The sequence below is a fragment of the Paenibacillus darwinianus genome (assembly GCF_000598065.1).
Classification (GTDB): domain Bacteria; phylum Bacillota; class Bacilli; order Paenibacillales; family Paenibacillaceae; genus Paenibacillus_I; species Paenibacillus_I darwinianus.
Genome location: NZ_KK082145.1, coordinates 4,549 through 17,554, shown reverse-complemented (window position 1 = coordinate 17,554; position 13,006 = coordinate 4,549). Strand labels below are relative to the sequence as shown.

The 13,006-nt window shown below is 57.6% G+C and carries 13 protein-coding genes; 3 read left to right on the top strand and 10 right to left on the bottom strand.

Going from position 1 to position 13,006, the window contains the following annotated elements; all coding sequences use genetic code 11:
* On the bottom strand, positions 1 to 1,470 hold a 1,470-nt coding region (gene acsA / locus BG52_RS05470), incomplete at its 3' end, for an acetate--CoA ligase (RefSeq protein ID WP_036666948.1).
* Between the two features lie 229 nt (positions 1,471 to 1,699).
* On the opposite strand from acsA, the gene BG52_RS05465 reads away from it, so the two are divergent.
* Both BG52_RS05465 and BG52_RS05460 read left to right on the top strand, forming a co-directional pair.
* On the top strand, positions 1,700 to 2,332 hold the full coding sequence (locus BG52_RS05465; RefSeq protein WP_036580448.1) for a GNAT family N-acetyltransferase: 633 nt from the start codon (positions 1,700 to 1,702) through the stop codon (positions 2,330 to 2,332).
* Positions 2,333 to 2,386: 54 nt separating this feature from the next.
* Entirely contained in the window at positions 2,387 to 3,559 is a 1,173-nt protein-coding gene (locus BG52_RS05460; RefSeq protein WP_036580451.1) for an acetoin utilization protein AcuC, read from the top strand.
* A gap of 80 nt (positions 3,560 to 3,639) precedes the next feature.
* Here the strand turns inward: BG52_RS05460 and BG52_RS05455 are convergent, their stop codons facing one another.
* The 4 genes from BG52_RS05455 to BG52_RS05440 all read right to left on the bottom strand — a co-directional run bounded on the left by BG52_RS05455 (position 3,640) and on the right by BG52_RS05440 (position 6,619).
* A complete protein-coding gene (locus tag BG52_RS05455; RefSeq protein ID WP_223298925.1) occupies positions 3,640 to 4,341 on the bottom strand; it encodes a 5'-methylthioadenosine/adenosylhomocysteine nucleosidase in 702 nt (233 codons plus the stop codon).
* Between the two features lie 130 nt (positions 4,342 to 4,471).
* Positions 4,472 to 5,476: a catabolite control protein A gene (ccpA, locus tag BG52_RS05450; RefSeq protein WP_036580454.1), complete on the bottom strand. Its 1,005-nt coding sequence runs from the start codon at positions 5,474 to 5,476 to the stop codon at positions 4,472 to 4,474.
* A 139-nt stretch (positions 5,477 to 5,615) separates the two neighbouring features.
* On the bottom strand, positions 5,616 to 6,038 hold the full coding sequence (locus BG52_RS05445) for a hypothetical protein (protein ID WP_317628391.1): 423 nt from the start codon (positions 6,036 to 6,038) through the stop codon (positions 5,616 to 5,618).
* A 146-nt stretch (positions 6,039 to 6,184) separates the two neighbouring features.
* Entirely contained in the window at positions 6,185 to 6,619 is a 435-nt protein-coding gene (locus BG52_RS05440; RefSeq protein WP_051587666.1) for a VanZ family protein, read from the bottom strand.
* Between the two features lie 67 nt (positions 6,620 to 6,686).
* Between BG52_RS05440 and BG52_RS05435 the strand changes: the two genes are divergently transcribed.
* On the top strand, positions 6,687 to 7,223 hold the full coding sequence (locus BG52_RS05435; protein ID WP_036580460.1) for a type 1 glutamine amidotransferase domain-containing protein: 537 nt from the start codon (positions 6,687 to 6,689) through the stop codon (positions 7,221 to 7,223).
* Positions 7,224 to 7,252: 29 nt separating this feature from the next.
* On the opposite strand, the gene ptsP is transcribed toward BG52_RS05435, so the two are convergent.
* The 5 genes from ptsP to BG52_RS15260 form a co-directional block, all read right to left on the bottom strand.
* Positions 7,253 to 9,022, bottom strand: coding sequence for a phosphoenolpyruvate--protein phosphotransferase (ptsP, locus tag BG52_RS05430; RefSeq protein ID WP_036580463.1), 1,770 nt, complete (start codon positions 9,020 to 9,022; stop codon positions 7,253 to 7,255).
* Positions 9,019 to 10,905 carry a glucose PTS transporter subunit IIA gene (locus tag BG52_RS05425; protein ID WP_036580465.1) on the bottom strand — a complete coding sequence of 629 codons (1,887 nt, stop codon included), beginning with the start codon at positions 10,903 to 10,905 and terminating at the stop codon, positions 9,019 to 9,021. The genes ptsP and BG52_RS05425 overlap by 4 nt, the downstream gene beginning before the upstream one ends.
* 117 nt (positions 10,906 to 11,022) lie before the next feature.
* Complete coding sequence (locus tag BG52_RS05420; RefSeq protein WP_036580468.1) at positions 11,023 to 11,856, bottom strand: hypothetical protein; 834 nt, start codon at positions 11,854 to 11,856, stop codon at positions 11,023 to 11,025.
* A 111-nt stretch (positions 11,857 to 11,967) separates the two neighbouring features.
* Entirely contained in the window at positions 11,968 to 12,393 is a 426-nt protein-coding gene (locus BG52_RS05415) for a CoA-binding protein (protein ID WP_036580471.1), read from the bottom strand.
* Between the two features lie 48 nt (positions 12,394 to 12,441).
* Positions 12,442 to 13,006: 3-phosphoshikimate 1-carboxyvinyltransferase (locus BG52_RS15260; RefSeq protein ID WP_036580473.1), on the bottom strand; the 565-nt coding region annotated here is incomplete at its 5' end.

The window sequence follows — 13,006 nt, the reverse complement described above, 5'->3', positions numbered from 1 at the left end:
GATCACGCCCGCCTCGGCTACCGCCGGATGCTCGACGAGCTTGCTCTCGACCTCGAACGGCCCCACCCGCTCGCCGGACGTATTGATCACGTCGTCGATGCGGCCCTGGAACCAGAAGTAGCCGTCCTCGTCCCGGTAAGCCGAATCGCCGGACACATACCAACCGGGTATCCGGAAATATTCCGCATACTTGGACGGGTTGTTCCAGATTGCCCGCATCATGGACGGCCAAGGCGTGCGAATCGCCAGATTGCCCATCCGGTAAGGAGGCAACTCATTGCCCGCATCGTCGATAATCGCGGCCTGCACGCCGGGCAGCGGGCGTCCCATCGACCCCGGCTTGATGTCCATGCACGGATAGTTGGATACGAGCTGTGCGCCGGTCTCGGTCATCCACCAGGTGTCGTGAATGCGCTGGCCGTACACCTTCATTCCCCAACGCACAACTTCGGGATTAAGCGGCTCGCCAACGCTCAGCATGTGGCGCAGGCTGGACAGATCGAAGCCCGCCACCACCTCATCGCCGGCTCCCATCAGCATCCGGAACGCCGTCGGAGCGCTGTACCATACGGTGACGCCGTATTTTTGGATCGTACCGTACCAATCCTGCGGGCTGAAGCGCCCTCCCCGGATCACATTCGTCGCCCCGTTCAACCATGGCGCAAAAATGCCGTACGACGTCCCGGTTACCCAGCCAGGATCGGCCGTACACCAGTAAATATCGTCCTCCTTCAAATCCAGGACGACCTTGCCGGTATAGTAATGCTGTATCATTGCATTCTGGACATGGTAGACGCCTTTGGGCTTGCCTGTCGATCCCGACGTATAATGAATGATGAGTCCATCCTCGCGTCCGAGCCATTCGATCTCGGCCTCTTCGGACGCGGCCGCCATCTCGCGATTGAAGTCGACAATGCCGTCGCCTGCCGGAACATCGTCGCCGAACACAATAATATGCTTCAAATCCGGCAGCTCAGCCTTCGGCACCCGCGAGAGAAGAGCAGTCGTCGTAACGATCGCCGTCGCGCCGGAATCCTGCAGTCTGTCCTTCACGGCCGTCTCCATAAACGCTTCAAAAAGCGGTCCGACGACCGCGCCTGCCTTCAGCGTGCCGAGCAAGCTGAAATACAGTTCGGGCGTGCGCGGCATGAAAATGAATACGCGCTCTCCCTTGCCGACGCCCAACTTCCGCAACACATTGGCAAACCGGTTCGATTGCCGGCTCAAATCGGCGAATGTGTATTGCACGTCTCTCACCGCGTCGCTGTAATACAAGGCGGTCTTCCCGCCTTTACCGGCGTGGACATGCCGGTCTATCGCCTCATAAGCCATATTGACCTTTCCGGTCTCATGCCAGGAGAAGGCTTTTTCCGCTTCTTCGAAACGAAAAGTCGCGTACGTCTCTTCGTATTGCTTCAAATTCGGGTTCGATGCCGTCGCTCCAATGCGTTCGTCATGCACGTTTTCCATCTTCGCCTCAACCTCCTACAAGTACAAACTTCCAGCTTGCGCAGGCCCGAAAGTATACGCTTTCAGTGAGTCTCGCGCATCACAGCGAATTGCCCGATAACGCGCACGGGCGCGGCTATAATGCCAAACCGATTATAGCACACCGCCGCAGATTTCGCCTATATCCGCTTTCCTTCGTTTCTCTTATTTGATACGATACTCCTATCTTCGAATGAATAGAGGCGATACCGTGGAACACCGGAAATCGTTTCAGACCGAATCGGTTCGCTCTCCGCTCGGTGAGCTGGTCGTGGAAGGGCCGCTGCCGCCCGAAATGCTTCGCGAGCTGGAGATGCACGCCGACCTTGACGCTTTCCGCAGACCGAAGGAGCAGCACGCGGCGCTGGTCGAGATTGCGGAACTGCCGGAAGGCCGTGTCATCGTAGCCAGAAGCGGCACGATGATCGTCGGTTATGTAACCTTCCATTACCCGGATGAGCTCGAACGCTGGTCGGAAGGCCAGATGGTAGATCTGATCGAGCTAGGGGCCGTCGAGGTGGCGAACGCATACCGCGCGTTCGGTCTCGGCAAGCGGATGATTCGAGCCGCCTTCGCGGAAGGCCAGCTGGAGAACGTCATCGTTTTCACAACCGAATATTACTGGCATTGGGATCTCGATTCCAGCGGTCTTAACGTATGGGAGTACCGTGCGATGATGGAGAAGCTGATGAAATCCGTCGACATGATCTGGTACGCGACGGATGACCCCGAAGTATGCTCCCACCCGGCCAACTGCCTGATGGTGCGCATCGGGAAAGACGTCCCGCTCGCGTCCGTCGAGCAGTTCGACCGTGTCCGGTTCCGGGGACGATTCATGTATTGATCGGCCGGCAAGCAACCCGGCCGGTCCAATCTTACGGAAAGGACGTTGACCGACATGACGGCGAGAGCCGCATTCATCCACCATGCCGGAGAAGCCGGCTACAAATTTAACGACAGCCATCCGTTCAATCCGAAGCGGCTGGAACTGGCCACTGACCTGCTCCTCACATGCGAAGCGCTGGACGAAACGCACCTGCACCGCCCCGCAGCGGCGGAAGATGCACTGCTGTCGCTCATCCATCGCGCTGATTATATCGAGCATGTCAAGGCATTAAGCATCGACCATCCTCCGCAGCCATTCATAGCCGGCGCAGAGCGGTACGGCCTCACAACGGAAGATACGCCTTACTTTTCCGGTATGCACACCGCCGCTTCACTGATTACAGGCGGTTCCGTGCTCGCGGCCGAGCTGGTCATGTCCGGCAAAGCCGAGCATGCCTATCATATGGCAGGCGGACTCCATCACGCGTTTCCGGACCGCGGCTCGGGCTTCTGCGTTTACAACGACGCGGCTGTCGCGATTGCCGATATCCGTCTCAGATATGGCGCGCGGGTGCTGTACATCGACACCGACGTTCACCATGGCGACGGCGTTCAATGGGCTTTCTACGCCGATCCGGACGTCCTCACCTATTCCATTCACGAGACCGGCAAATTTTTATTTCCCGGCACCGGCTTCGTGCATGAGAGGGGCATCGCGGACGGCTTCGGGCGGAGCGTCAATGTGCCGGTCGAGCCGTATACCGAGGATGACTCCTGGCTCGAAACCTTCCGCGAAACGGTCGAAAAAGCGGCTGCCGCCTTCCGGCCCGACATCATCGTCAGCCAACACGGCTGTGACGCGCACGCTTTCGATCCGCTGTCCCACGTCCACTGCAGCATGGCGATCTATCGGGAAATGCCCGCCGTCATTCATGACCTGGCACACCGATATGCAGGCGGCCGCTGGGTTGCGGTCGGCGGCGGCGGCTATGATATTTGGCGCGTGGTGCCGCGTGCCTGGTCCCTGGTGTGGCTGGAGATGACCGGCCACCCGATCGCCCACGCGCTCCAAGCATCCGATATGGCGCTGCCTGCCGAGTGGCGCCGGCGATGGGCGCCGGAAAGTCCGGTGCAGCTTCCCGAAACATGGCTGGATGACGTCAGCGCATGGACGCCCATCCCCCGGCGCGCCGAGATCGAAGCCGCCAACCGCAAAACACGGGCAATCGCCGTTCAGGACTTATAGCAAACCGCTTCTCCTAACGCTAAAAATCAAAGGGCGCGGATCAGCCGATCCGCGCCCTTGAACGTTCATGACACTATCCGTTACATATGCCTCAGCATTTCCTCGATCATCGCATAGGAACGGTTCGCGGCTTTGACCGTGAACTCCTCAAAGCTGTCAGGCGCGCCGCCGTCCGCCTTGTCCGACATCGACCGGATGACGACGTAAGGCACGTCGTTCATCGCGCATACCTGGGCGAGAGCGGCTCCTTCCATTTCAGCGCAGGTGCCGTGCATTTCCTCCCGAAGAAAAGCGACCGTATCGCGGCTTGCAATAAACTGGTCGCCGGACAATACTTTGCCCGTGCGGTAATGGTCGGGGTACAGCGTTTTCGCCGCCTGAACAGCCATATCGATCAATGCGGGGTCGGCCGTGAAATCGGAAGAACGGTCCTGGAACGGAATCACCCCGCGGGGGAAACCGAGCGGCGTCACGTCCATATCGTGCTGGACGCAGCTCGTTGAAATGACGATATCCCCAACCTCAAGCTCCGGATCCAGCGCGCCGGCAACACCGGTAAACAACACGCAGTCGACGCCCTGATCGATCAGCACCTGCGTGCAAACCGCAGCGTTGACTTTGCCTACACCCGACTTGCAGAACACAATCTGTTTGCCGTGCAGCGTCGCCTCCACATATTCGATGCCCGCTTTCGAGCGGCTATCCTTGATGTCGGCGTGGCGGTGCAGCAGCTCGATTTCCTCCTTCATCGCGCCCATGATGCCGATTTTGCCATATCTCAACACGAATCGTCTCCTCTCATCATTGCAAACTGCCGTCATGACCAGCGCCGCTAAATGTAAAACGGCTCCGCCGTCTGTAAAGAGGACGAAGCCGCAGCCTTGCATACCTTGATCCATGCAGACGGAACGATCAAAGTGCTCTTACGGATTGGCGTGAAATGAGCTCATGAGGCAAAATGACGCGCGCTTGCTCGACATTTTCCTTTTTCATCAGCTTCGTCAACAAACGCATCGACACGGCGCCGATATCGTACATCGGCTGGGCGACCGTGGAAAGCTTCGGACGAACCATTGAAGCCATCCTGGTATTGTCGACGCTCATCACCGAAATATCCTCCGGCACCTTCAGACCGAAATCCTGGATACTGTGAACCGCCCCGATCGCCATTTCGTCCGTTGCGGAAAATACGGCCGACGGCCGCTTCGGAAGCTCCAGGAAATATTTCATCGCATCGACACCCGATTCATAACGGTAATTGCCGACGCGGACATAAGACTCGTCATAGGCGATGCCCGCATCCTCGAGCGCCCGCTTGTAGCCTTGGAAACGCGCATAGCCGTTCGCCGGATCCTGAAGCGTGCCGCTGATCATCGCAATCGATCGATGGCCCTGCTCGATCAATGCCTTCACGGCATCGTACGCAGCCGCCTCATGGTCGATATCAACCGCCGGCATCGTGCCGTGCTCGTCCGTCGTGGCACAAAGCACGATCGGTACATTCGCCGTCTTGAACGCCTGCAAATGGTCGTCCGTCACCGTCCCGCCCATGAACAGCAGCCCGTCCACCTGCTTCTCAAGCAGCGTGTTAACGACGCGGATTTCCTTGTCCTTGCGCTTATCGGCATTGCATAGAATGATATTATAGTGATACATATTGGCAATATCTTCAATTCCACGGGCTACTTCCGCGAAAATCGCATTGGAGATGTCGGGAATGACGACCCCTACCGTAGTCGTTTTTTTGCTTGCCAAACCACGCGCAACCGCGTTCGGCCGATAGCCGAGCCGTTCGATCGCTTCGAATACTTTCTTGCGCGTCTGCGGTTTGACGTTCGGATTGTTGTTCACGACCCGGGATACCGTGGCCATGGAAACGCCTGCTTCTCTTGCTACATCGTAAATGGTTACCGTCACGTGCCTTCTCTCCATTAATTCGTATTTTGTTCTGGGCCGGTCACTTGTGAAAACAAATCATTACCGTAATGATACGACAATTTTTTACTTTTCGCAATGCGCACGGGCAACGGAGAAGAGCCGGCCGCCCACGGACGGATTATGTACTCGGTACCTGCCGGCTGAACTGGGACAGCCGCTTCTGCAGCTCCTCCCGCCAAACGGCATCGTTCAGCGAACCGGCCAGCAGATACATATCCAGCAGGGCATTTACGCGTTCCTCAATAAGCCGGTTGATATCCGACCGCTCGGGCTGTTTTTTGTCCGAGCAGGCCTTCAGCAGAACGTCCGCCCATTCATTCCATTCGTTGAACGAGAAAGTCTGCTTCTCCGGCTTGGCGCCCAACCGTCCGATCAGCCCCGTCAAATCAGGCTTCACCTCCGGGAACACCTCGCTTCTGCTGCACACGGGACAGGAATATACCGGCACATTGTCGATTTCCACTTTGCCCGAATATATTACCGTGCGCATTTTGATGTACATGTCGGTTCCGCAAGGGCATCTTTTCAGCAAATCGGTCACTCCTTCATACTCGATGCGAATGTCGCCCTTGACAGGGGTATTCGTAACGAGTAAAGGTATTCGACCAGACCAGCGCAAACTCCTTCAAAACGGAAGGTTGTAATTTCTGGTGGATCGGGCCGAAACCGGATAACGCAAACGGCGGTTTAGGAAAAGATTCGCCGCCAGCCGTTTCGCACCGGGGGAAGGGTCAATGCCAGCATCGCCAATGCGGCGCCCAGCGTATCGTTGATCAGATCCTGGACATCCGGAGACCGGCCGGGCACGAACGATTGGTGGTACTCGTCCGAGATACCGTACAACAGGCAGAGCAGTATAATGACCGTCTTCGTCCGCCATTGCAGCGACGCCCCGCCAAATGCGTAAGCGAACGCGGCAGCCAGAATGAAATAGGATACGAAATGTCCCCAATTAAAGCCCGACATGCCGGGAAACCATTGCTGGAACCAGGGCAGCCAGCCGTTCAGCTCGTCTCCCTCCCGTGAGGAAAACCAGAAGATGACGCCCATCCACAGCACCGGCGCGAGCCAGCGCAACGCACTAATTTTCAAACGATTCACGGTTCCCCCCGTTTGCTTCATGGAACCTCCTTCGTTACAATAGGACTTGAAAAGCATACGAATCATACCGGATCAGGGAGGGAAACATATGCAGCTCGATCAAATGAACGTTTTATCGTTCGTCGACGACGAATTTGAAGATTTGGAGCTTTGGTATCCCGTCTACCGGCTGCGAGAGGAAGGCGTGAACGTCGTTTTTGCCGGCCCCGAAAAAGGGAAAAAGCATATCGGCAAGTACGGCGTGCCGGCCGTGGCCGATCTGTCTTACGACGAAGCGCACAGCGCCGACTTCGACGGCCTGCTTGTGCCGGGCGGGTGGGCGCCGGACAAAATCAGGCGGTATCCGAAGGTGCTGCAGCTCGTCCGTGAAATGGACGAAGCCGGCAAGCCGATCGGACAAATCTGCCACGCGGGCTGGGTGCTGATCTCCGCCAAAATGTTGGAAGGCCGCAAGGTAACCTCCACCCCCGGCATCCGGGACGATATGGAAAATGCGGGCGCCGAGTGGCTGGACGAACCGGTCGTCGTCGATGGCAATCTTATCTCGGCGCGCAGGCCTCCGGATTTGCCGCCCTACGCCAAAGCATTCATCGACGCGCTCAAGTCGAAGCAGCGGCATTCATAACTGCGTTGCGGTTAAGTGTGATTACGTGATTACCGTCCAGAGTCGTTTCTGGCCGATGAAGACGAGGCCATGCCGGCATCCACGGTTTGCTTATATGCTTCCAACTCGCCGATCAGCTCTTGCGCCGTCCGGCAGGCCTCCAATCGATTGAGCAGTTCACGGCTGTCTCTGCGCGTTGTGCAGAGCAGCCTTTCTTTTATGGGCAGAATCGCATGCGAGGACATGCTGAGCTCATCAACGTCAAGGCTGAGCCAGAGCGGAAGCGCCCTCGGATCGCCCGCAAGCTCGCCGCAGACGCCGACATGAATCCCTTTGCTCTTCGCCGCTTCGACGGTTGACCGCAGCATACGCAGCACGGCCGGGTGAAACGGCTGGTACAAATGGGATATTCTCTCGTTCATCCGGTCGACGGCCAGCGCGAACTGAACCAGATCATTCGTGCCGATGCTGAAGAAATCAACCTCCTCGGCAAGAAAATCGGCGATCGACACCGCAGCCGGCAACTCGATCATAATGCCGTTCTCGATGCCGCCGTCGAACGCTTTCCCCTCTCGTTTCAGCTCCGCCTTTACTTCCTCCAGAACCGCCTTGGCGGCGCGCACCTCTTCGACCGAGGAGATCAGCGGGTACATCACCTTCACGCTTCCGAACGCGCTCGCCCGAAGAATGGCCCGCAGCTGCGTCTTGAACAGATCCTTCCGGTCCAGGCTGATCCGGATGGCGCGGTAGCCGAGAAACGGGTTTTCCTCGTTGCCCACCTCGAAATAATCGAGCTGCTTGTCACCGCCGATGTCCAGCGTTCGGATGATGAGCGGGCTTCCGTTCAAACGTTCCGCGACGGCTTTATATACCTCGAACTGCTCCTCTTCCTCCGGAAACCTGTTTCGGTCCATGTACAGAAACTCGGTGCGAAACAGACCGACGCCCATCGCGCCCGCCCGGAGGGCGACTTCCAGCTCCTTCAGCGAGCTGATATTCGCGGCCAGTTCTATTTCCTTGCCGTCCGGCGTCACGGCCCGCAAGCCTGCGATCGAACGCAGCCTGTCCCGATGCTCGGCATGACGGTTTTGCAGCTCCGAATAAGCATCGACCTGCTCCGTCGACGGATTCAGAATGACGATTCCCGTATTGCCGTCAAGCACCATCCGGTCACCCGTGGCGACCAGCGCTTCCAGATCCATATCGATGCCGACCACCAGCGGAATGCCGAGCGCTCTGGCCATAATGGCCGAGTGCGACGTGGTGCTTCCGCTAACGGTGACGATGCCGAGCACATGCTGCGGATTCAAATGGGCGAGCTGGGAAGGGGAAATTTCCTTCGCCACCAGAATAAAAGGCTGCGTATCGGCCGGAAGCGTTATTTCAGGCGCACCCAGCAAATGCTTCAGCAGCCGGTTGCCCACGTCCTTGATGTCGATCGCCCGTTCCTTCATATATTCGTCGTCAAGCAGATCGAACATCGTCACAAAATGATCGATGGCTTCCTTGACGGCAACCTCCGCCGCCTTGTACTGCCGCTTGATGATGCCTTGTATTTCGTTCATGAACACCGGATCGTTAAGAATGGCGAGGTGCGCGTCGAAAATGTTCCGTTCCTCGGTGCCTACCACCTCGGCCAACTCATCCTTGATTTGCTCGATCTCATGCTTCGAGGTGCGGATTCCTTCATACAGCCGCTCGAACTCCTTGGCCAAATCCGACACGTCGATTTTCTGTTCGGGCAGATCCCACTCCCAATTCGGCAATACGAATGTCTTTCCGATTGCAATGCCTGCGGAAGCGCCAATCCCTTGTATCATGGTTTCTCTCCTCCACCGTTTCTCTCTTCCAGCACGACCGACATGACGGACGCCTGCCCCTTTTTCACGCCTCTGAAGGGCGCGTAGCTCCATGACCGAACTTTTTCGGGATTCGTAATGACCATGGGTGTGGCAAGCGAGGTGCTCGCGCTTCTGATGTACATCATGTCGAAACGGACCAGCAGTTGCCCCGGCGCGACTTGATCTCCCTCTTGCACGTAAGACGTAAACCCTTCACCTTTCAGCAAAGACGTATCGATTCCAATATGGAGCAGCACCTCGAGTCCTTCCGGTGTTCGAATCCCGATCGCATGCTTGGAGGCGTGCAGATGAATCACTTCGCCATTCACGGGCGAGACCACCTCACCCCGCTCGGGCATAAACGCGACGCCCTGCCCGACAAGCTGGGCCGCAAAAATCTGATCCGGCACTTCCTCGAGCGGAATCATCCGCCCCTGCACAGGCGAGCTGAACTGAACACGAGTCAGATCGCGCTTCAGCGCCTTCACCATCTCCTCCCGGATCAGCTCGGAGAACGTGCCGAATACGACTTGTACATTGCCCCCGCCGAGCCTAATGACGCCAGCGGCCCCGAGTCCGCGCAGCGCGTTGATGTCCAGCAGCTTGTCGTTCGCCAGCTTCAGGCGCAGTCTCGTGATGCAGGCCTCCATCTGAATGATGTTATCCTTTCCGCCGATCGCCTGCAAAATAAGCGGAGCGCGGTAAGGGATATCGCCCGCCCAGTCGTCAAGCTGCGACCCTTCCTCCCGGCCCGGAGTCGGAATCCGGAACCGGCGTATCGCCCACCGGAACAGCACATAGTATACGATCCCCGTCACGATTCCGATCGGAATGAGCAGCCACCCCTTCGTCGACAGATGGAGATTGATGATGAAATCGAACGCCCCTCCCGAAAAGGAAAAGCCGTGACGTATCCCCAATTCATAGGTCACCCACATCACGATTCCTGACAACGCCGCATGGATAACGAACAAATAGGGCGCCACGAACATGAATGCGAATTCCACCGGCTCGGTTACGCCCGTCAGGAACGAGGCCATGGCCGCCGACAAAAAAGTTTTCCGGATTTTCGGCTTCAAATCCTCCCTCGCCTCCTGAATGATGGCGAGCGAGATGGCGGGTAAGGCGAACATCATGATCGGATACATGCCGGCCATAAATACCCCTGCGGTCGGATCTCCGGCAAAAAACCGGGGAAGGTCGCCGTATACGGTCGTTCCTCCAGCCGTCTCATACGCGCCGACCTGAAACCAGAACACATGGCTGACGAGATGATGGAGGCCGAACACGACGAGAATCCGATAAATGAAGCCGTACAAAAACACGCCGAAGCCGCCTGCCATCGATACCGCATCGCCGAGCCTCGCCATGCCGGTCTGTATGGAGGGAGCGATTTCAACCATAATGATCGAGAAGGCGACCGTCAGAAAGCTGACGAACAGCGGCACAAACCGCGGTCCGCCGAAAAACTGTATGTATTCGGGCAGCTTGAATTCTTTAAATTGCTCATAGCTGTATCCGGCCGTTAACCCGATCAGCACGCCGATCAGCACCGTCGGCTGTATTTCGAGGTCGCTGAACGAGCCCGTGATCGCCGTATAGATGAACATGCCGGCCAAAGCGGCCATCCCGGCGGCCCCGGCGTTGCCGGTAATCCCAAGGGCGACGCCTACCGCGAACAGGAACGGCAGGACATAAAACAAGATTTCGCCGGCCTTCTGAAAATGCCCCCCCATCGGCGCCATTCCCCAAGCTCCCCATGGCAGCGTAGCGAGAAACAGAAACACCGAGGCCGCAGGCAGGATGATCATCGGCAGCATCAATGCGCGCCCGAATTGCTGCAAATTCCCGATAAGCTTCACACGAGTCTCCTTTCTCTCCGAGCGTTGTCTATTACGATGGTAAGCGCTGGCCCTGCTTTTGTCAAAAATAAAAAGACGGACCGGGAACGGTCCGCCTTGGCGCCGGCAGCGTACGGATTAATAACGTTGGTAGCCGCTCGATCCGCCGAACTGCGAGCTGGCAAGGCCACCGGCCGTGTAACCGACCTGCGACAGAACCGGACCCTCTTGGGCAGCCTGGTTCGTCAAACGGTAAATCGGATTTTCCGGTGTAACGGCACCGCCTTGAAAGCTGGATTGCTGGAATTGGTTCTGGCCGTACGAACCGGTCGATCCGAACTGCGCGGCCGGGGTCGTGTAGGACATACCCGTGCCTTGGTTCGTATAAATTTGATTGGCGTAGCCTTGGTTCGCATAGCCTTGGTTGTAGTCGCCTTGAACGCCGGCCTGATAACCGAGACGCTGAATAACCGGCCCTTCCTGCGAACGCTGGTCTTGCGCGCGGTAAACCGGGTGAATCTCCTGGCCTTGTTGAGCCGCGAAGCCGCCGGTCATCGTCCCGCCCGTGAAGCCGGAACCCATGGAATTGCCCATCATCGAGCCGCCCCCGTAGCCGGAACCCATCGAACCGCCCATCATCGAGCCGCCCCCGTAGCCGAAGCCCATCGAACCGCCCATCATCGAGCCGCCCCCGTAGGAAGCTTGGCTTGCATTCCGCTGCGCGCCTGCCTGATAACCGGCATGCTGAATGACCGGCCCTTCCAAAGCGCGTTGATTGGTCGCGCGGTACACGGGATGTACTTCCTCGCCAGCTTGGCTTTGCATGGCGGCTGCAGGACTATAGCCGAAACCCTGATTACCGGCAGCCGACGAGCTTTGGAACTGAGACTGACCAAAGCCGGTTGGCTGATAACGGCCCGTACTCGTTTGCCCGAACGACTGGTTGTTCTGATACATGCCTGGTTGATACATTCGGCGTATCCTCCTTAGACAGAGGGAATAGTCTCCAACATCCCGTTAGGGGATTGAAGCCACCCTTATTGTTGGAGTTAGCCATGTATTTTATCCGGTGCACGAACAGGTTTATTTCCCTTGCGGCAATAAAATCGAATCCTCAACCTTGATGCACCGGTTCATGATAACGTTCAATCCTCCGGCCGAAGCGATGTCCGCAGCCTGCTCGTTCTCAATGCCCAGCTGCAGCCACAACGTCTTGGCCCCGATCGCCGCCGCTTCCTCGGCTACGGGAGCGCAATGCTCGCTCCGGCGGAATACATTGACGATGTCTAACGGAAATGGGATATCGCGCAACGAAGCGTAGCTTTTCTCCCCAAGAATCGTATCCGCGTTGGGATTGACCGGGATGATCCGGTACCCCTTCGCCTGCATCGCCTGCGATACCGCGTAGGACACACGCTCGGGATTGTCCGACAGCCCGACGACCGCTATCGTATCGGACGACTGCAGAATCGCCTTGATTTCCTCGCGGGACGGATTTTGATACGCCATTGAAAAGCCCTCCCCTAGTGAACTGAAATATGTATCCTGCCTAGGGCGTTACCCCTCGATCCATTCCACCTTCGCTCCGAGCGCCTGCAGGTGGTCGAAATACATGGGATACGATTTGGCGACATGATGCGCATCGCGTATGCGGATCGGCGCTTTTGCCCGCAGTCCGACAACCGACAGCGCCATGATGACGCGATGATCGTAATGGGCGTCGATTTCGACGCCTCCCTCGACCCCTTCGGGGCGGCCATGGACGATGATCTCGCTTTGCCGCTCCTCCACGTTCGCCCCAGCCTTGCGAAGCTCCGCCAAGTAGTCGGTGATCCGGTCGCACTCCTTGTAGCGGAGATTCTCGATATTATAGAAGCGCGATGTGCCCTCGGCGAACACGGCAGCCGCAACCATTGCCAGCACGCCGTCGGTAAACTCGTCGCCGTCGAATTCGCCGGCTTTCAGCTTGCCGTTCCCCTTCACGTTCACGATACCGTCAGCATGCTTCAGGGGCACATCCATCATGCGCAGAACGTCGACGACCGCGCGCTCGCCCTGCTTGCTCTTTTCTTCCAGACGGCGGATTGTTACGTCCGACCGCGTAACGGCTGCTGCGGCCAGA

Excerpts from the sequence above, each read along its gene's own strand:
- BG52_RS05460 (WP_036580451.1), top strand. The coding sequence starts at position 2,387 with ATGACGGCGAGAGCCGCATTCATCCACCATGCCGGAGAAGCCGGCTAC.
- BG52_RS05440 (WP_051587666.1), bottom strand. The coding sequence starts at position 6,619 with ATGAAGCAAACGGGGGGAACCGTGAATCGTTTGAAAATTAGTGCGTTG.
- ptsP (WP_036580463.1), bottom strand. The coding sequence starts at position 9,022 with ATGATACAAGGGATTGGCGCTTCCGCAGGCATTGCAATCGGAAAGACA.
- BG52_RS05415 (WP_036580471.1), bottom strand. The coding sequence starts at position 12,393 with ATGGCGTATCAAAATCCGTCCCGCGAGGAAATCAAGGCGATTCTGCAG.
- BG52_RS05435 (WP_036580460.1), top strand. The coding sequence starts at position 6,687 with ATGCAGCTCGATCAAATGAACGTTTTATCGTTCGTCGACGACGAATTT.
- BG52_RS05420 (WP_036580468.1), bottom strand. The coding sequence starts at position 11,856 with ATGTATCAACCAGGCATGTATCAGAACAACCAGTCGTTCGGGCAAACG.